The organism is Bacillus sp. ILBB4 (assembly GCF_035064545.1).
Taxonomy (GTDB): Bacteria; Bacillota; Bacilli; order Bacillales; family Bacillaceae_H; genus Priestia.
Genome location: NZ_JAIQVD010000008.1, coordinates 1 through 19,205, shown reverse-complemented (window position 1 = coordinate 19,205; position 19,205 = coordinate 1). Strand labels below are relative to the sequence as shown.

Annotated in this window: 14 protein-coding genes; 12 read left to right on the top strand and 2 right to left on the bottom strand. The window is 37.8% G+C overall.

Features of this window, described 5'->3' with window-relative positions; all coding sequences use genetic code 11:
- The first annotated feature begins 149 nt into the window (after positions 1–149).
- The 5 genes from LAV82_RS24760 (at position 150) to LAV82_RS24740 (ending at position 6,840) form a co-directional block, all read left to right on the top strand.
- Positions 150–2,279: a transglycosylase domain-containing protein gene (locus tag LAV82_RS24760; RefSeq protein WP_211078920.1), complete on the top strand. Its 2,130-nt coding sequence runs from the start codon at positions 150–152 to the stop codon at positions 2,277–2,279.
- A 196-nt stretch (positions 2,280–2,475) separates the two neighbouring features.
- A complete protein-coding gene (hemE, locus tag LAV82_RS24755) occupies positions 2,476–3,519 on the top strand; it encodes a uroporphyrinogen decarboxylase (protein ID WP_013055329.1) in 1,044 nt (347 codons plus the stop codon).
- A 97-nt stretch (positions 3,520–3,616) separates the two neighbouring features.
- Positions 3,617–4,549 carry a ferrochelatase gene (gene hemH / locus LAV82_RS24750; RefSeq protein ID WP_263033182.1) on the top strand — a complete coding sequence of 311 codons (933 nt, stop codon included), beginning with the start codon at positions 3,617–3,619 and terminating at the stop codon, positions 4,547–4,549.
- 137 nt (positions 4,550–4,686) lie between these two features.
- Positions 4,687–6,108 (top strand): protoporphyrinogen oxidase, encoded by a 1,422-nt coding sequence (hemY, locus tag LAV82_RS24745; protein WP_013055331.1) that lies wholly within the window; start codon positions 4,687–4,689, stop codon positions 6,106–6,108.
- A gap of 162 nt (positions 6,109–6,270) precedes the next feature.
- On the top strand, positions 6,271–6,840 hold the full coding sequence (locus tag LAV82_RS24740; protein WP_028412542.1) for a TetR/AcrR family transcriptional regulator: 570 nt from the start codon (positions 6,271–6,273) through the stop codon (positions 6,838–6,840).
- 52 nt (positions 6,841–6,892) lie between these two features.
- On the opposite strand, the gene LAV82_RS24735 is transcribed toward LAV82_RS24740, so the two are convergent.
- Complete coding sequence (locus LAV82_RS24735) at positions 6,893–9,064, bottom strand: peptidoglycan D,D-transpeptidase FtsI family protein (RefSeq protein ID WP_499717156.1); 2,172 nt, start codon at positions 9,062–9,064, stop codon at positions 6,893–6,895.
- 281 nt (positions 9,065–9,345) lie between these two features.
- Here LAV82_RS24735 and LAV82_RS24730 point away from each other — a divergent pair, with 281 nt between their 5' ends.
- The 3 genes from LAV82_RS24730 to LAV82_RS24720 all read left to right on the top strand — a co-directional run bounded on the left by LAV82_RS24730 (position 9,346) and on the right by LAV82_RS24720 (position 14,166).
- Positions 9,346–10,635: an ABC transporter substrate-binding protein gene (locus tag LAV82_RS24730; protein ID WP_013081692.1), complete on the top strand. Its 1,290-nt coding sequence runs from the start codon at positions 9,346–9,348 to the stop codon at positions 10,633–10,635.
- A 149-nt stretch (positions 10,636–10,784) separates the two neighbouring features.
- Complete coding sequence (locus tag LAV82_RS24725) at positions 10,785–12,605, top strand: cache domain-containing sensor histidine kinase (RefSeq protein ID WP_499717155.1); 1,821 nt, start codon at positions 10,785–10,787, stop codon at positions 12,603–12,605.
- Entirely contained in the window at positions 12,583–14,166 is a 1,584-nt protein-coding gene (locus LAV82_RS24720) for a response regulator (RefSeq protein ID WP_499717154.1), read from the top strand. The genes LAV82_RS24725 and LAV82_RS24720 overlap by 23 nt, the downstream gene beginning before the upstream one ends.
- Positions 14,167–14,204: 38 nt before the next feature.
- Here LAV82_RS24720 and yhfH read toward each other — a convergent pair whose 3' ends face one another.
- On the bottom strand, positions 14,205–14,336 hold the full coding sequence (yhfH, locus tag LAV82_RS24715) for a protein YhfH (protein WP_013055337.1): 132 nt from the start codon (positions 14,334–14,336) through the stop codon (positions 14,205–14,207).
- Positions 14,337–14,564: 228 nt separating this feature from the next.
- On the opposite strand from yhfH, the gene LAV82_RS24710 reads away from it, so the two are divergent.
- From LAV82_RS24710 to LAV82_RS24695, 4 genes are all read left to right on the top strand, one after another.
- Positions 14,565–15,296 carry an MBL fold metallo-hydrolase gene (locus LAV82_RS24710; RefSeq protein ID WP_499717153.1) on the top strand — a complete coding sequence of 244 codons (732 nt, stop codon included), beginning with the start codon at positions 14,565–14,567 and terminating at the stop codon, positions 15,294–15,296.
- A gap of 15 nt (positions 15,297–15,311) precedes the next feature.
- On the top strand, positions 15,312–16,301 hold the full coding sequence (lplA, locus tag LAV82_RS24705; RefSeq protein WP_013055339.1) for a lipoate--protein ligase: 990 nt from the start codon (positions 15,312–15,314) through the stop codon (positions 16,299–16,301).
- A 165-nt stretch (positions 16,302–16,466) separates the two neighbouring features.
- Positions 16,467–17,999: a fatty acid--CoA ligase family protein gene (locus LAV82_RS24700; RefSeq protein WP_499717152.1), complete on the top strand. Its 1,533-nt coding sequence runs from the start codon at positions 16,467–16,469 to the stop codon at positions 17,997–17,999.
- 35 nt (positions 18,000–18,034) lie between these two features.
- Positions 18,035–18,811: an enoyl-CoA hydratase-related protein gene (locus LAV82_RS24695; RefSeq protein WP_043981729.1), complete on the top strand. Its 777-nt coding sequence runs from the start codon at positions 18,035–18,037 to the stop codon at positions 18,809–18,811.
- Positions 18,812–19,205: the final 394 nt, after the last annotated feature.

The following is a 19,205-nucleotide window of genomic DNA, read 5'->3' as shown; positions in this document are numbered from 1 at the left end:
ATTTACAATTGTAAATCATACTAAAATTATAAAATTTTACACACAAAAATTCAAAAATTGTGAACTTCTAATGAAGATGGTAAAGTAAAACATTGATGAAGTTGTTTTCCATATTATCAAAAGTTTAGCGAAAGAAAAGGGGTGGCACGATGTACAAAAAAGGCTTATACGCAATTGCTGCCTTAGTTGGAATTTTTCTATTAGGATTGATTGGATATATTATCATCTTGTTTCTTGGAAACTATGTAATTGATGAGAAAAAGATCGTCATGGACTCGGCTACGAGGTTAGTGGACGAAAATGGAGACGAATTAACAAAGCTCTATGTGAAAAATCGAGACTTGGTTTCAATTGATAAGATTCCAAAGCATGTGCAACAAGCATTTATTTCAATTGAAGACGTTCGTTTTTATGAACACCACGGAATCGATTTTAAATCTATTGGCCGAGCATTATACCGAGATATATTGGCTGGAGGAAGTGTTGAAGGAGGAAGTACTTTAACACAGCAGCTGGCTAAAAATGTGTTTTTATCTAATGATAAAACGCTGCTTAGAAAAACAAAAGAAGTAGTGGTGGCTATTAACTTGGAGCAACGTTACAGTAAGCAAAAACTGCTTGAAATGTATTTGAACCAAATATACTTTGGACACGGAGCCTATGGAATCCAAGCTGCATCCAAGCTTTACTTCAATAAAGATGTCTCCGAATTAACGGTAGAAGAAGGTGCACTGCTTGCTGCACTGCCAAAAGCACCGAATTCTTATTCTCCTATTTTACATCCAGAAAAAAGTATAGAACGTAGAAATGTTGTGTTAAATGCCATGCAAAAAGCAGGTTATTTATCAGCTGAAAAAAATGTCCGTTTGCAAGGAAGAACGCTGGGGTTAAACGTAAAGGAACAGGCTAAAAACCCAGCATATTTAACCTATATCGATATGGTTATTCAAGAAGCAGAGAAGAAATACAGCATTTCGAGCAATGAGCTTCTGCGCGGCGGTTATACGGTCAAAGTACCGATGAGTACAAAAGTACAAGAAGCCGCCTACGAGCTGATGAAAGAAAATCGTTATTTTCCAGGTACAGATAACAGTGCCCAAGGTGCTTTTGTATTAGTCGATAACAAAAGCGGAGGAGTTTTATCTGTTATGGGAGGACGAGATTATGTACAAAAATCGCTCAATCGCCTAAATGTCAAAAGACAGCCAGGTTCTACGATGAAACCTATTGCAGTATATGGCCCTGCGTTAGAAGAAGGTCAATTCAAGCCTTATTCTTTGCTGCAAGACAAGCTTACAAGCTACGGGGGATACACACCTAAAAATGTAGACGGCCAATATGCTAAAAAGGTAACGATGTACGATGCCCTAAAAGATTCTAAAAACGCAGCTGCTGTCTGGACATTGAATCAGCTAGGAGTTGAAACAAGTAAGCAGTACCTCACAAAGCTAGGAATTCCTTTAGAAGATAAAGGGCTTGCGATTGCTCTTGGAGGATTAAAGGAAGGAATTACACCGCTTCAATTAGCAGGAGCGTACCGGGCATTTGCTGAAAACGGAGAAAACATCCAACCGTACTTTATTCAAGAAATAAAAGATCAAGACGGAAAAGTAATTGCAAAAGCTGTTCCCGACATTCACAAAGCATTTTCAAAACAAACGGCTTGGTATATGACAAAAATGCTTCAAGGAGTTGTTAAAGAAGGAACGGCAAAAAAAGGAGAGTTTAAAGGAGAGTTAGCAGGAAAAACAGGGTCTACTTCGTATACGAATGTTAAAGGAGCCACAAGGGATGCTTGGTTCGTTGGATATACGCCAGATGTTGTAGGAAGCGTGTGGATGGGATATGATTCTACAAATGACCAGCATTATTTAACAAAAGGAAGTTCTTATCCGACTCTATTATTTAAAGACATTCTCACAAGAGCGGGTTACGACGAAGCTGCATTTCAAAAGCCAGCAGGCGTTAAAGATTTGCCAAAACCAATACGCTTAGAGCAAGTTAAAGACTTAAAACAAGAATTAACATTCCATCCATTTGGTTTGCTAACGGTCAATTTAACGTGGACACCTTCACCTGATAAAAGAGCTGTTTATTATGTTTATGAGAAAAAAGGAGATAAAGCCGAAGTAATTGGCAAAGTGAAGGGAAAAGGAGCATTTGAAAAGGAGCGTGTGAATCTGCTCGACAGTCCTACTTATTATGTCGTTCCTTACAATTCCCAAACAAAACAAAAAGGAAAAAAATCCAACGAAGTAACACCTGCTCTTTTTCAATAAAAAAAGGAAGAGTAGGGCGAATTTTTGACATTTTTAGCAGGTGGCTATACAAGTCGTAAAGAAATGGGTATAGTGACAAGTAGAGAATATAACGTGAAACTTTAATCAGTAGAGGAACCGGTATGTTCCTTTGCTGATTATTGTCTGTCTAATCGAAGAAAATACGGATGGAAGACAATCGAGAAAGGTGGAAATTATGAGTCAAGGAACGTTTAACGATACTTTTTTAAAAGCCTGTAGAGGGGAAAAAACGGATCATGTTCCGGTTTGGTATATGCGCCAAGCAGGGCGTTCACAGCCGGAATACCGAAAGCTAAAAGAGAAGTACTCTTTATTTGAAATCACTCATCAGCCGGAGCTTGGGGCATATGTAACACGCCTGCCCGTTGAACAGTACGGAGTGGATGCAGCTATTTTATATAAAGATATAATGTCACCGCTTCCTTCAATTGGAGTGGATGTTGAAATCAAGTCAGGGATTGGTCCCGTAATTTCTAATCCAATTCAATCTTTAAGCGATGTAGAAAAACTAGGAGAAATTACGCCGGAAGAAGATGTTCCATATGTATTAGATACCATTAAGCTGTTAACAACAGAACAGTTAAACGTACCTCTAATTGGCTTTGCGGGTGCTCCTTTTACAGTGGCAAGCTATATGATTGAAGGAGGACCTTCAAAAAATTACAATAAAACAAAAGCATTTATGTATACGGAACCTAAAGCATGGTTTGCACTAATGGATAAGTTAGCAGATATGACGATTACATATGTAAAAGCGCAAATTGACGCTGGGGCAAAAGCCATTCAAATCTTTGATTCATGGGTAGGTGCTTTAAATGTAGCGGATTATCGTTACTTTATAAAACCTGTTATGGAGCGAATTTTCACCTCTTTACGTGAAAAAAATGTACCGCTCATTATGTTTGGAGTAGGGGCAAGTCATTTGGCAAAAGAATGGCATGATCTGCCGCTGGATGTAGTGGGATTAGATTGGAGAACACAGCTGGATGAAGCACGTGCATTAGGCTTAACAAAAACACTGCAAGGAAACTTAGATCCTGCTATTTTGTTAGCTCCATGGGAAGTTATTGAAGAACGTGTAACAGAAATATTAGATAAAGGGATGGCCAGTCCTGGTTACATCTTTAACTTGGGGCACGGCGTTTTTCCACAGGTTCAGCCGGAAACGTTGAAGCGTTTAACAACCTTTATTCATGAATATTCTGCGAATAGACAATAAATTGTCAAATAATTTGGAGCGCTAAACTTTGAATTTTTCTTTTTATTCATGGCAAAATGAAGACAAGTATTGAATCTAACAAAGAGGTGTCGAACACATGAGTAAAAAAGTAATGGGATTACTTGTAATGGCATATGGAACGCCATATAAAGAAGAAGATATTGAACGTTACTATACACATATCCGCCGCGGACGTAAACCTTCACCGGAAGCCTTAGAAGATTTACAAAACCGCTACGAAGCAATCGGGGGCATTTCACCTCTTGCAAAAATTACGCAACAGCAAATGGAAAGTCTGGAAAAGCGCTTGAATGAAGTGCAGGATGAAATTGAATTTAAAGCGTATCTTGGCTTAAAACATATTGAACCGTTTGTTGAAGATGCAGTAGAAGCCATGCATAAAGACGGAATTAAAGAAGCGGTCAGCATTGTGCTTGCACCTCATTTTTCAACGTTTAGCGTAAAATCCTATAATGGGCGCGCCAAAGAAACGGCTGAAAAATTAGGAGGACCAATCATTCATTCAGTAGAAAGCTGGTACAGTGAGCCAAAGTTCATTCAGTACTGGGCTACACGTGTTAAACAAACGTTTGATTTAATAGACAAAGAGAAACGCCAAAAAGCCGTGTTGATTGTTTCTGCGCATAGCTTGCCGGAAAAAATTATTGCAGCAGGAGATCCATATCCAAATCAGCTTCAAGAAACAGCGGATTTAATTGCACAAGCAGCTGGTATTGAACATTACGAAATTGGCTGGCAAAGTGCTGGAAATACGCCTGAGCCATGGATAGGTCCTGATGTCCAAGATTTAACAAGAGAATTGCATGAAGAAAAAGGTTATACATCGTTCGTGTATACTCCGGTTGGATTTATCGCAGACCACTTAGAAGTTCTTTATGATAACGACTATGAATGTAAAGTGGTGACGGATGAAATTGGGGCTGATTATTACCGCCCTGAAATGCCCAATGCACAGCCTGAATTTATCGATGGATTAGCTACAGTTGTGTTAAAACAGATTGCCCGTTAAGTCAGTATAGATTCTTTGTACATTGAATAGGGACGAAAAGTAACTTATAATCAATATAAAGAAAAGTAAGAAGCGAGCTATGGATTTCCATAATCGCTTCTCTTTATATTGAATTTTACAGAAAAGGCGATGATAACATGACGGATAGACGAAAAAAGGTTGTCATCATCGGTGGAGGAATAACAGGTCTTTCAGCTGCCTATTATTTGCAAAAAAAAATAAAGGATCATCAGCTGCCAATTGATCTTCAACTAATAGAAGCAACGCATCGGCTTGGTGGAAAAATTCAAACAGTCAAACGAGACGGGTATTTATTTGAAAAAGGTCCTGATTCATTTTTAGCGCGTAAGCTAGCTGCTACAAAACTGGCAAAAGAAGTAGGGTTAGGTAGGGAGCTAGTCGGAAATGAAAAGGGAAAATCCTATATTCTAGTAAAAGATACACCGCATGCGCTGCCTGATGGTGCTGTAATGGGGATACCAACCAAGTTATCTCCTTTTATCACAACAGGGTTATTTTCACCTGTTGGCAAGCTGCGCGCAGCAGCTGATTTTTTTATACCGAAGACAAAAAATCAGGATGACCGTTCGCTAGGCGTATTTTTTAGAAGACGGTTTGGTGATGAAGTTGTTGAAAATTTAATTGAGCCTCTATTATCAGGAATTTACGCAGGAGACGTTGATCGTTTGAGTTTAAGATCAACATTTCCACAGTTTTTGCATGCTGAACATAAGTACAGAAGCTTAATTGTTGGAATGAAAAAGCTAAAAGAAATTCACCCACAGCACGGCGATGATTCGGAGTTTAAAAAAAATAGTGTCTTTTTAACATTAAAAGAAGGTCTTCAATCGCTAGTAGATGGGGTAGAAAAAGCAATAGATCCTGATATTATTACAAAAGGAATAAAAGTAGAGAAAATTTATAAAGAAGATACCACATATGAATTATCGTTAAATAGCGGGAAAGTCATAAAAGCAGACAGCGTTATTGTAACTTCTCCTCATGCAGCTGCTCAGTCTATGCTTTCGGAATATAAAATATTCGAGCCGTTGAAGCATATGCCTTCCACTTCAGTAGCTACTGTTGTGATAGCCTTTGCACAAGAAGCGCTGCAAGACAATCTAGATGCAATGAACATCGCCGTTTCAAGAAATAGCGATTACACGATTACGGCGTGCACATGGCTAAATAAAAAGTGGCCGCATGCGGTTCCGGAAGGAAAAGTGCTGCTGAGATGTTTAGTTGGACGAACCGGGGATGAAGCTGTGGTGGATCAGCCTGACGATGAAATTTTCAAAATTGTCCTGGAGGATTTGAAGAAGCTCATCACCATTTCTGCTGAGCCTGAATTTTACGCGGTAACGAGATGGAAGCAGTCAATGCCTCAATATACGGTCGGACATCACGATATGCTAGATACGATGAACGAACAGCTTGAAAAAGAGCTGGCCGGTCTTTATGTAGCGGGAAGCTCATACGAAGGCCTGGGTATACCAGAATGTGTAGAGCAAGGAGAAGATGTAGCTAAAAAAGCAGTTAAATATGTGCAGCAACTGTAGAAGTGGAGCGGTGAATCAATGCTCCGCTTTTTTGTCTACTACCTGTAGAGAAAGGTTATACTAAGAGAAGAGATTGTGGTTGAAAAGCAAAAGAAACTTATGCTATAGTAAAACCGTACTTGTTGACTAAAATATTCATTTGGTCAGAAAGAAGGGGATAACATGGCTATAGACCGAAAGCAATCAGTTGTTGATGCAGCGTCAAAATCATTTGCGCTGTTTGGATATAAAGCAACGACTATGGAGCAAGTGGCGAAGCTTGCAAATGTCGGAAAAGGAACGATTTATACTTTTTTTAAAAACAAAGAAGAGTTATTCGATGAAATTGTTACACGAATGATTCGAGAAATGACAGATGCAGCCGAAACTGTCATTGACAGCAGCCGTCCTTTTTTTGAAAATGCCCAAGCAGCTATTTTTAGAATCTTAGAGTTCCGCACGGAGCATCAGCTCATGCTAAAGCTCGTGCAAGAACAGCAGTTAGGCACTACAGCAGTACAGGAAGTGCTGGTGCGAGTAGAAGAAGAGATTTTGACTTATATAAAAAATAAAATTGAAATTGCGATTTCTAAAAAAGAAATCAAACCGTGCAACCCGGAGCTCACAGCTTTTTTATTATTTAAAATGTACATTGCACTTGTCTATGATTGGGAAAAACGGCATGAGCCGCTTTCAGAAGAAAAAATTGCTGAATTAATTGAACTATACTTTTTACGCGGTCTGTCTCAGTGAGATGGGCTTTTTTTATAGAAAAAACAAAAAAGGTCTCATGACGAGACCTTTTTTATTGTTCATTATCATCTTTTTTTACGCCGTTTAATTCTGTATTTCCTGTTTTTACATCTTCTTCTTTTTGTTCTACTTCTTTTTCGCCTTCTTTTTTAAGATCGAAGTAAGCTTTTATCACGTCACCGGTAACAGTTTTACTTAACGTGTTAGATGTACCGGCTACATAAGCAGAAGGAATAACAACCGCTACTGCTACTTCCGGGTTATCATAAGGCGCGTATGAAACGAATGTAGAGTTACGAACGCTTACGCCTTTATTAAAGGTTTCCGCGGTACCAGACTTACCAGCAATATTATACTGACGGTATTTTCCTGTATTAAGTAAACGCCCTGTACCATGTGACCCTGTAACTACTTGGCGAAATCCTTGTTTGACAAGGTTAATTTCTGATTGGCCCATCGTAATACGGTTTAACACTTCTGGTTCAACAGAACTTTGAATACTTCCTTTTAGTTCGCTATCAAGCTCAGGTTCGCGGATTTCTTTTACTAAGTGTGGCTTCATGCGATATCCACCGTTAGCAATCGTTGAGATGTACTGAACAAGCTGAAGCGGTGTGTACGTATCATACTGTCCAATACCAAAATCCAGCGCTTTACCTGGTTCATTTGTGACGCTGTTACGAATACCCGTTGATTCGTTTTCTAAGTCGATGCCCGTTGAAATTCCAAGCCCGAACTGGCTATAGTATGAGCGCAGCTTATTAAAGATAGACGGTGGAATGTTAAGTTTACCGCCAGGACGGTACGTTTCACCAGCCATGCTCATAACCGTACGGTACATGAATACGTTTGATGATTGTTCTAAAGCATTTTGAATCCCGGTTGCTCCAATTGGGTGAGACGATTTTTTAATTGTTCCTCCAGCAAACTTCAGCGGCGCATCGTAAAAAACCGTACCAGGCTGAATAGCACCTGAATCAAGTCCTGCTAGAACTGTGGCTCCTTTAACTGCGGAACCCACTTCATAAGAAGTGGTCATGTTACCAAGAGCAAAGTCTTGTACTTTACGTGCTCCGGTTTGCTTATCGGTAACAAGCTGTTTTCCGCCCATCGCTAAAATGTCTCCCGTGTGAGGGTCCATCATAATAGCAAACGCGCGATCCATTAATCGCGAACCAGCAGCACCGGATGTCACAGCTTTTGTTAAAACATCTTCGACTTGTTTTTGAAGTTCCATATCAATTGTTAAAATTAAGTCACTGCCCCGCTGACCTTCTGTAACGGTCTCTTGACTCACTAAGTTGCCCGAGCGGTCCGTTACGTTTTGCACGCGAGCTTTTTGACCGCGAAGAACGTCTTCGTACTGCTTTTCTAAATAACTTTTTCCTACTCGGTCATTTCGGCTGTAGCCGTGGGACAAGTAGTACTGTAAGTTTTCGCTTGGTAACCCTTCGTCTGCCGATGTGATTTTACCAAGCAGCGTGCTAAGTAAGTCATCGTATGTATACATACGGTCCCAGTAAGTTGTCGTATCGACGCCAGGCAAGTCACTCAGCTGCTCACTAATAACGGCAAGCTCTTTATCAGTTAAGCCGCTTTTAATAATTTGAGCAGTTAACGCATACCCGCCTTCCATCTTGCTTTTAATGGCAATCACTTCAAGGTCGTCTTTCACCGATAAAAGTTCATTTTTAGTGATGCGCTTCAGCTGAAGAGGATACAAATCATCTTCAGAAAGTTGACCTTCTTTTACTTTTTGCTTATCTGCTGCGGTAATTTTTTTCGCTGCTGCTTTTGGATGAGTTGCAATCCAATAATCTTTTAAGTCGCGTTCTGTTAGCTTAATCGTATTTTTATCTTTCTTTTTATCCGATTTGCCAAACACGTCTGTTGTAACAGGAACATCAATAAGAGTGGCAAGCTTTTTAGCTACTTTTAGCTTGTCTTCTTGAGTGACGCCTTTCAAACGCGTGTACGTGACAGCGTTCAACGGTTTATTATCCACGATAACGCGGTCATAGCGGTCTAGCATCTTTCCGCGAGGAACCGGTGAATCTACCGTTTCATCTTCTGTTTTTTCAACTTCTCGTTTATAGTTCTCTCCGTACACAATCTGTACGAAGCCTAATCGTAAAATGAGTGCAGAAAAAAGCAGGAAAACCACAATAAACAGCCAGTTAATTCGAAATGAGACATGTGTTTTTTTGCGCTTTTTAGTTTTCATGTAAACCCCTTCACTTTGTTTATACAAGTTAAAAAAATTCATAAATTTTCTTATGAATCTATCACTCTACATATTAACATAATTTTGTCTATAAATGTTATTAGGTGGAATAAAACAGACAAAAAATTTATAGAAATTTTTGCGGAAGAAGAGAGACCTGTCGAAGGGTGCTGAAGGGGGGTGTTCAATATTTTCCACTCGGTTGTTCAATATTGTTACCTGTTCAAATGTCCTAGAATCGGTAAAATAAAGAGAGATAGATATCAAGGGGGGCAAAACGAATGAAAATGAAAAGGCTTTCAATAATGTCTGGCGTGCTAGCAACATCACTTTTATTTGCAACAGCATGTTCAAACTCAGGTACGGATTCAAAAGCAAGTAAATCAACAGGCTCAGGTGATCAAGTTGTTATTGATATGTTCCAGTTCAAAGTGGAAATTGCAGATCAGCTGAAAGAATTAACGGATGAATATACAAAAGAACATCCAAACGTAAAGTTTAACATCCAAACAGTCGGCGGAGGCGCGGACTATGGTGCAGCATTAAAAGCACAGTTTGCCTCTGGAAATGAACCTGATATCTTTAACAATGGAGGGTTCCAAGAAGCGCAAACGTGGAAGGATAAATTAGAAGATTTATCTGATCAGCCGTGGGTAGATAATCTGTATGATATCGCCAAAGAACCGATGACAATGGACGGGAAAATTTATGGTCAGCCGCTAAACTTAGAAGGTTATGGTTTTATTTATAATAAAGATTTATTTGAAAAAGCAGGCATTAAAGAATTACCTAAAACGCTGTCAGAATTAGAAGCAGCTTCTAAAAAGCTTAAAGCAAAAGGCATTACGCCATTTTCTAATGGATACGGCGAGTGGTGGGTGCTAGGCAACCACTTATTTAATATTCCAATGGCACAGCAAGACGATCCAGATGCGTTTATTAAAGGTCTAAACGAAGGAAAAGCAAAATTTGAAGGCAATGAAACGTTTAAGCAATTTATGAATCTGTTCGATTTAACGTTAAAGTATGGAAATAAAAATCCACTAACGACAGACTACAATACACAAGTTACTCAATTTGCTTCTGGGGAAACAGCAATGATGCAACAAGGTAACTGGACGGTAAATATGATTACGAAAATCAATCCGGACATGAAAATGGGCTTTATTCCAATGCCAATCAGCAACGATGCAAAGAAAAATGATAAACTAGCAATCGGAGTTCCAAATAACTGGGTAGTGAACAAAAATGCGCCAGATGCAGATAAAAAAGCAGCGAAGGAATTCTTAAATTGGATGGTTTCTTCTAAAGAGGGTCAAAAATTCTTAGTTGAAAAGTTCAAGTTCATTCCAGCGTTCAAAAACATCGATGGAAAAGGAATCGATTCTTTATCTGATGATATCTTAAAATACTCTGAAGAAGGTAAAACATTATCTTGGAACTGGTTTAAGTATCCGGAAGGAACGGTTCAAGAAGTCGGCGCAGCAATGCAGTCTTACGCAGGCAAGCAAATGACAGAAGAAGAGTTTATGAAGAAATTAGATACAATTTGGGCAAAAATGAAAAAATAACCAAAAAGTCCGCGTGGAAAACGCGGACTTTTTGGTGTGAAAAAATAGCTGGTTAGATTCATAGTTATGAAAAAATAATAGTTAATTGAAAGCGCTTTTAATGTATAATAATAGTCATAATGTATGACATTAGTCAAAGGAGGTTATTTGTGAAAGGCTGGAGCATACGCAAGAAATTAATTTTGTTTTTCTTATTCGCAACGGTTATTCCATTTTTAATTTCGACGATTTTTACGTATCAATACACAAAAGAAACGGTTAAGAACCGATTTATTTCTACCAACTATCAAGTTATTAAAAATGGAAGCAATGATTTGAGCGATTACTTAAATGAAATTGCTAATATTACAAAAAGGCTTTACGGCTACCACCCATTTATTAAAGTGTTAGATGAAGGTGTATCAAGTGACTTAGGAGCCAATCAACTGGAAATATCACGAACTCTTCTTTATTTATATAATACTCGTCCAGAGATTGAACAACTTCATCTTTACATTGAAAACGGGCATGACTCATATACAGCTTATAATTCGAAAGTGAGCAGCAGAGGGAAGTACGATGATATTTACACTCAGCCTTACTATTCTTATTTAAATAAAAATCATAAATTTCTTGTGATTGAGCCTACCCATGAAATTTATAGCTACAATAATTTATCAACGTTAATTGATTCACTGCCGAATCAAGTTATTAGCTTTCATCAGCGGATTGATGAGATTCCATCAGACAAGTTGTTAGCTTATCTATCTTTAGACATTAATATGACACAAATTCAATCTATATCGCAGCGTCTATATAGTGAAGAGTCAGAAGATTTTTATTTAATGAACAATAAAGGGAAGGTTTTGTATTCCTCTGATTCAAAGGTTATTGGAAAAAATGAAAACTACGCGTGGGTGAAGGCGCTCACTTCCCAAAAAGACCATAGCATGGAATGGGAGGATAAAAGCTTCTCAGGCGTATTAATGTATGAAAAGCTTAAACAGCCCTTTGAGGACTTGTACATTGTGAAACGAATTCCTTACAGTGTTTTATATGAGGATGCAAGAAAGACAGCACTTATGAATGTATTAATTGGCCTGCCATTTCTGTGTATGCTCGTTATCGCTACGCTTTTTATATCAGTACGTTTTACACAGCCGATTAACGTATTGATTCGCAATATGAAAGAAGTGGAAAAAGGATCATTTGAGGTGCGGTTTAAATCGCTTGGAAACGATGAATTTGGTGTTTTAGGAAGGCATTTTACCTCTATGGTAGAAACAATTAATGACTTGATTGAACGTAAATTTCGATTGGAATTAGAAAATAAATCAACGCAGCTAAAAGTGCTGCAGTCACAAATTAATCCGCATTTTTTATACAACGCATTTCAATCGATTGGAACTCTTGCTCTTAAGCATAAAGCAGTTGAAGTATATTCTTTATTAACCTCACTTTCGCACATTATGCGTTACAGCATGAATATGAAAGAGGATATCGTTAGCTTAAAGCAAGAAGTCGATCACGTAAAAGCTTTTTTAAGTCTGCAAAAGCAGCGGTTTGGTTCAAAGTTTGAGTATGAGTTAAATATTGAAAAAGAGGCAGAGCTTATGCGAATACCGAAAATGATTTTGCAGCCTCTTGTTGAGAATTCTTTTAAGCATGGATTCGAAACCCGCACAGGAAGCGGAAAGCTGTTGATTTCAGCGGGTTTGAACGGCGAAGAACTGATTCTAACTGTTTCTGATAACGGAAAAGGGATAGGAGAGCAAGAGTTGAATCAATTAAAAACGAGACTTCAGCAATCGTATAATCAAACAGATGAGCATATTGGGTTGCAAAACATTTATGAACGACTTCGCATCTACTATGGAGATCATGCTTCAATGCAAATTAGCAGTCAAGAAAATCACGATTTTACCGTTGTCATAAAGCTAACAACAATTGAAGAAAAGAGGGATAGTGATGAAAGTATTAATCGTGGATGATGAAGAGCATGTAAGAGAAGGAATAAAGCTGCTTGGACAGTGGGAAGAGCATGAAATTACAGATGTGATAGAAGCTGATAGCGGTGAGCAAGCGATTGCGCTTATCGAGGATCATGGACCGGAAATCATTTTTACTGATATGAAGATGCCTAATGTCGATGGAATTGCTTTGTTGGAGTGGATTAAAGAGAATTCACCTTCTAGCAAAACGATTGTGGTAACAGGGTATGATGACTACCACTATATGCGTAAAGCTATTCATTTTGGAAGCACGGATTACATTCTAAAGCCAGTGGATCCTTCGATTTTAAACGATACGCTTGTACGAGCTGTAACTCAATGGAAGAAAGAAGAAGAGTCCAGAAAAGTCCATAATAGCAGCTATCGTTTAATCAATGAAATGAAGCCGATTTATCGAGATCGAAAACTGACGCAGTTAATGAACAATTATTTGCTAAATCAATCAATCTATGAAGAGTTTGGTTTCCATCTGACTAGAGAATATGAAGTGGGGATTGTACGTGTAGATGAATCCATCATTCGTTCTTTTGGCGGTGACCGGGATTTAGCCTATTTTTCAATTTTAAATGTAATCAATGAAATGCTGATGGCAGAAGAAAATGGGGTAGCCTTCCGTTATTTATCAAATAAGTGGGAAATTATCATTATATTTTGGAATGATTTTGAACGCATAACCTCTTTACTGACGACTTTACATACAGCCATTCGCCGTACGCTAGACGTGAGCTGTCGGATTGCAAGAGGGTGCAAAGTTTCTTCTATTGATCAGCTAATGAAATCCTATGAAGATGCGAAAAACTCGCTTTTATTAAGCAATGTTCTTGATCGAAATAAAGTGAAGGTCTACGGCGAGCAAGACGTTTTAGCAAGTGCTTTATTAATAAATATGATGGATTATAACAGTAAAATTGAAGAAGCGCTGCAAGTCGGGAAGTTTGAAGCCTTTTTGCCGGTATTCAACGAAATTATCACAGCTTTTGAAGCACAAAATTATCTCTCATTAAAGCAAATTCTGCATTTTGAGCAGGAATATCAGCTGTTAAGCCAGCATTGGTTAAAAAGATATCACATTCCTTATACGATAAATAACGGTCCTGAATATGTTCTTTCTTTTTTCTATAACCAAGATGGGCAGTTTCAGCTAGCAAAGTATGTAGAGAGAAAGAAGCGTGAAGTAAAGCGCTTTTTAAAAGTAGTAAAAAGGTATAGCAAGAAAAACAATCGCGACGTTATTTATGAAATCGAACAATATTTGCAGCAAAATTTTCATCGAGATGTGAAGCTTCAAGAAATATCGGAACGTTTCTATCTAAGCCGTGAATACATTTCGAGGAAGTTTAAGCAAGAATTTCAAGAAAACATTTCAGATTATATGGTGAAAGTCAGAATGAATAAAGCCAAATCACTTTTACTAAATGAAGAACTAAAAATCTATGAAATTGCGAATATGATTGGATATCATGATGATAAATACTTTCGAAAAGTGTTTAAAAAAGTAGAAGGCATTACGCCAAACGAGTATCGCAGTTTGACCGTATAAAAAAAGCTGAAACTGTTATAAAACAGTTTCAGCTTTTTTTATTTCATGATATCTAGACAGTGATCACATTTGTTTCCGTAGCATTCATGCTGTTCCTCAATGTCGTTTCCGCATTCTACGCACTTTTTATTAGGTAATCTTTTGAAAAACTCAGTCATTTTTTCTAACATTTTAAATCCCCTCCGTTGTTTTTGTTACTAACATTGTATTATAACAGATGATAAAATGTCAATTATGTTTTATAACAATTTAGCCTATTTTGCTATTCTAAGTGGTTATTTGTTATATAACAATGGGTTATTTCGATAAAATGGCCGAAACGAGTGCCTTTCAGTTAGTTTTCAAAAAAAAGTAGGGTATACTGAACGTAATAAAAATAGTACGAAAGGGTGATTAAAATGAAAGTAACTGTTATTGGTTTTTGGGGAGGATATCCGGCTGTTTCAGAAGCTACTTCTAGCTATTTAGTGGAGCACAATGGATTTCAGCTGCTTGTTGATTGTGGAAGCGGTGCATTGGCTCAGCTGCAAAAATATGCAAAGCCAGAAGAAATAGATGCTATGATTTTATCTCATTATCATCATGATCACGTGGCTGATGTCGGAGTATTTCAATATGCACGCCTCATTCAGACTCATCTAGGAAACGCTCTTAAGGAACTTTCTATTTATGGACATACATATGATCAGGAAAGCTTCAACAAACTTACTCATAAAGGAATTACTAAAGGGGTAGAGTATGATCCGAGTCAAAAACTTGAAGTTGGGCCTTTTACCATCGAATTTATGAAAACGAAGCATCCAGTCGTTTGTTATGCCATGAGAATAAGCGCCGGCAATCAAACTGTCGTGTACACAGCGGACTCTAGTTATTTAGAAGAGTTTGTTTCCTTCTCAGAAGAAGCAGATCTTCTTATTTGTGAATGTAATTTTTATGCCAATCAAGATGGAAGAGGCGCTGGACACATGACAAGTACAGAAGCCGGTACACTTGCTTCAAAAGCAAGTGTCAAACACCTCATGCTTACTCACCTTCCGCACTATGGAGAACATCAACAGCTAGTAGAGGAAGCCGCTGCTCGCTATAGAGGTACGCTTACGTTAGCTGAATCAGGATATGTATGGGAATAATAAGGAGGAAAATGAATGTTATTTATTGATAATCAAAAAAATTATGATCCCCGAATTAACTTAGCAATTGAAGAGTATGCACTTAAGCATCTAGACATTAATGAGACATATCTGCTGTTTTATATTAATGAACCTTCTATTATTATTGGGAAAAACCAGAACACCATTGAGGAGATTAATACAAAATATGTTGAAGATCAGCAAATTCATGTAGTGAGACGTCTGTCTGGAGGCGGGGCCGTTTATCATGATAAAGGAAATTTAAACTTCAGCTTTATTACGAAAGACGATGGAAATAGCTTTCATAATTTTAAAAAGTTTACTGAGCCGGTCGTGGAAGCGTTAAAGAAATTAGGAGTTAATGCCGAGCTAAGCGGACGAAATGATTTAATGGCTGAAGGACGGAAAATTTCTGGAAATGCTCAGTTTTCAACGAAAGGGAGAATGTTCAGCCATGGAACTCTTCTTTTTGATTCAGAGATTGAAAACGTCGTATCAGCGTTAAAAGTAAAAAAAGATAAAATTGAATCCAAAGGCATTAAGTCTATTCGAAATAGAGTAGCAAATATCAGCGAATTTTTAGAACAGAAAGTAACGGTGGAAGAGTTTAGAGAAATGCTGCTTCGATATATCTTTGACGGAGAAGAAAATATAACAGAATATAAACTAACGGAAAAAGATTGGGAAACGATTCATCAAATTTCTAAAGAGCGCTATCAGTCATGGGATTGGAACTATGGGAAATCACCTAAATTTAACTTACAGCACTCTCACCGCTTTCCTGTGGGACAAATCGACGTTCGTTTAGAAGTGAATAAAGGAAAAATCGATGCTTGCACCATTTACGGAGATTTCTTTGGAGTGGGGGATGTCCAGGAAGTACAGGAAAAATTAACAGGTGTTCGTTATGAAAAAGCTTCTATTGAACAAGCCTTAGAAGACATCGATATTCCACATTATTTTGGTAATATTACAAAAGAAGAGTTTGTTGAATTAATCTATTAAGAAAAAAGTCTGCTACATCAGGCTTTTTTTCTTTTTAAACAGATGAGTCTTGTCAACAGAACAGCAGTAACATTATAATAGAATAGAAGAAGTAAGAATTTTTACATTATTACGACTTAATAATGAATGGTTGTTCATTCATTATTAAAAGGAGGAAGTTATGAGATGAATTTGTCAGCACAGCTTCATAAAACAGCTGAGCAATTTCCACAAAAATCGGCATATGTTTTTATGGACCAGGAAACATCTTATGCAAATCTTGATGCATCGGTATCTAAGTTTGCTGATGGTCTGAAGCAATTAGGTGTAAAAAAAGGAGATCATATCGCTTTGATTGTCGGCAACTCGCCTCATTTTGTTATTGGATTGTACGGTGCTCTTCGAGTAGGAGCTACTGTTATACCCATTAATCCTATTTACACAGCGGATGAAATTAGCTACATGCTTCAGGATGGAGATGTAAAAGCAGTTATTGCGATTGATTTACTTCTCCCTATTTTAAAGAAAATCATTGGACACACTCCATTTTTGGAACATGTTATCTTATGTGAAACGACAAATACAGTAGAAAATATACCTTCTTATTTTCACACGTTTTCGCAAGTTATAAACAGAGGAGAAGCTACATATGATTTTCTAGAGTTAAAAGAAGAAGATGTGGCTATCATTCTGTATACGTCAGGAACGACTGGAAAACCAAAAGGAGCTATGCTTACACATAAGAATATTTATTCAAATGCTCAAGACGTAGCAGATTATTTAAGTATAAATGGGAATGACCGAGTCGTAGCTGCTTTGCCGATGTTTCACGTATTTTGTTTAACTGTTTCATTGAATGCGCCTTTAATGAATGGAGGAACGATATTAATTGAACCAAAATTCAGTCCATCTTCTATATTTGAAGTAATTCAAAATCGACAAGCGACTATTTTTGCCGGCGTTCCCACAATGTATAATTTCTTACTTCAGCATGACAAAGGGAAAAAAGAGCACTTTCACACGGTAAGGCTTTGTATATCAGGCGGGGCATCAATGCCGGTGGCACTTCTAACCAATTTTGAACGTAAGTTTGGGGTAATGGTAGCAGAAGGGTATGGATTATCTGAGGCTTCTCCTGTGACGTGTTTCAATCCGATTGACCGAGAGAGAAAAGCCGGTTCTATAGGCACATCTATTATGAATGTTGAAAATAAAGTGGTAAACGAACTAGGAGAAGAAGTAGAAGTAGGACAAGTCGGCGAACTTATCGTCAAAGGCCCTAACGTGATGAAAGGTTATTACAAGCTTCCAGAAGACACGGAATATGCTCTCCGAGATGATTGGCTGTATACAGGTGACTTAGCAAGAATGGATAAGGAAGGTTATTTTTATATCGTTGACCGTAAAAAAGATTTAATTATTGTAGGAGGATATAATGTTTATCCTCGCGAAGTAGAAGAAGTGCTATATGCGCATCGGGATATTGTAGAAGTGGCTGTTATCGGAGTCCCTGATCCTTCTTTAGGTGAATGTGTGAAGTGTTACGTGGTTTGCAATAATCAAGAGATAACGGAAGAGAAGCTTATTGCCTACTGCAAAGAGCACCTTGCTAAATATAAAGTGCCAAGTGAAATTGAATTTTTAAAAGAACTTCCTAAAAATACAACGGGAAAAATTTTACGTCGTGCATTGAAGCAGCAAGTATCTCAGGAACAATAAAATGAAAGCGATTCCAAGTTGGAGGTGGTAAAAGGATGTCATCTATTTCTTATGAAATGAAGGGACATGTCGCCCATGTGATACTGAACCGTCCGGAAGCGATGAATGCTTTTAATTACGATATGCTTAAAGAATTGGAAGAAGTAATTGAAGGAATTCGTATTCAAAAAGATATTCGAGTTGTGACGTTTAAAGGAGCAGGTGAAAAGTCTTTTAGTGTAGGGGCCGATTTAAAAGAACGTAAAACTCTCTCTGATCAAGAAGTAAAGCGCAATATTTACAAAATAGGAGAAGTGTTTTCGAAGATAGAGCAGCTTCCGCAGCCAACGATAGCAATCATCAATGGATATGCATTTGGAGGAGGAATGGAGCTGGCTTTAGCATGTGATTTCCGGATTGCTTCAACCGAAGCGCTTATGGGTTTAACGGAAACAAGCTTAGCGATTATACCAGGCGCAGGAGGAACACAGCGTCTCCCTCGATTAGTGGGGGAAGCAAAAGCAATGGAACTCATTTTAACAGCTCAGCGTCTCTCAGCATCAGAAGCGAAAGAATGTGGTCTAGTAACGAAGGTGGCTCCCGGATATGAAATAGAAGAAACAATAGATATTTTTATCTCTCTTTTATTGAAAAATGGGCCAATTGCACTTCAGCAAGCAAAATTTGCTATTAAAGAAGGAATGAAGGCCGATTTGCAGACTGGTTTGCAAATTGAACGAAAAGCATATGAGTTAACGATTCCGACAGAAGATCGTCTCGAGGCGCTTCAAGCATTTGCTGAGAAGAGAAGACCTAGTTTTAAAGGGAAATAAGAAAGGGCTGTCTAATGGACAGCTCTTTTTTAGTTTCTTCTATAAGAATAATAAAAAAGAATATGTAAAAGCGCAGGAACAAAGAAGGCAAAGTTACAGCTGGCTTTTGTCTATAATATTTACTATAATACGTTGCAGTAGTCGTTGTTCAAATCTATAAATAATAGTTTTTAATTTTTTCTTTAAAAACCGTTGACTTTAGTTGAAATATATTTTATTATTATAAAGCGTCGTTGAGACATACCGTTAACAACGAAGCTGAAAAAAGAATTTTTAAAAGTTGTTGACATTACGTTGATAACTTGATAAGATGATAAAGTCGCTTAAGAGCGGCGGTTGAACTTTGAAAACTGAACAAAGCGACAAACGTCAACGTTAAATTTTATTTTTTAAT

Bases quoted from the DNA above. Each gene is read 5' to 3' on its own strand.
- LAV82_RS24760 (WP_211078920.1), top strand. From the start codon at position 150: ATGTACAAAAAAGGCTTATACGCAATTGCTGCCTTAGTTGGAATTTTT.
- hemE (WP_013055329.1), top strand. From the start codon at position 2,476: ATGAGTCAAGGAACGTTTAACGATACTTTTTTAAAAGCCTGTAGAGGG.
- hemH (WP_263033182.1), top strand. From the start codon at position 3,617: ATGAGTAAAAAAGTAATGGGATTACTTGTAATGGCATATGGAACGCCA.
- hemY (WP_013055331.1), top strand. From the start codon at position 4,687: ATGACGGATAGACGAAAAAAGGTTGTCATCATCGGTGGAGGAATAACA.
- LAV82_RS24740 (WP_028412542.1), top strand. From the start codon at position 6,271: ATGGCTATAGACCGAAAGCAATCAGTTGTTGATGCAGCGTCAAAATCA.
- LAV82_RS24735 (WP_499717156.1), bottom strand. From the start codon at position 9,064: ATGAAAACTAAAAAGCGCAAAAAAACACATGTCTCATTTCGAATTAAC.
- LAV82_RS24730 (WP_013081692.1), top strand. From the start codon at position 9,346: ATGAAAATGAAAAGGCTTTCAATAATGTCTGGCGTGCTAGCAACATCA.
- LAV82_RS24720 (WP_499717154.1), top strand. From the start codon at position 12,583: ATGAAAGTATTAATCGTGGATGATGAAGAGCATGTAAGAGAAGGAATA.
- yhfH (WP_013055337.1), bottom strand. From the start codon at position 14,336: ATGTTAGAAAAAATGACTGAGTTTTTCAAAAGATTACCTAATAAAAAG.
- LAV82_RS24710 (WP_499717153.1), top strand. From the start codon at position 14,565: ATGAAAGTAACTGTTATTGGTTTTTGGGGAGGATATCCGGCTGTTTCA.
- lplA (WP_013055339.1), top strand. From the start codon at position 15,312: ATGTTATTTATTGATAATCAAAAAAATTATGATCCCCGAATTAACTTA.
- LAV82_RS24700 (WP_499717152.1), top strand. From the start codon at position 16,467: ATGAATTTGTCAGCACAGCTTCATAAAACAGCTGAGCAATTTCCACAA.
- LAV82_RS24695 (WP_043981729.1), top strand. From the start codon at position 18,035: ATGTCATCTATTTCTTATGAAATGAAGGGACATGTCGCCCATGTGATA.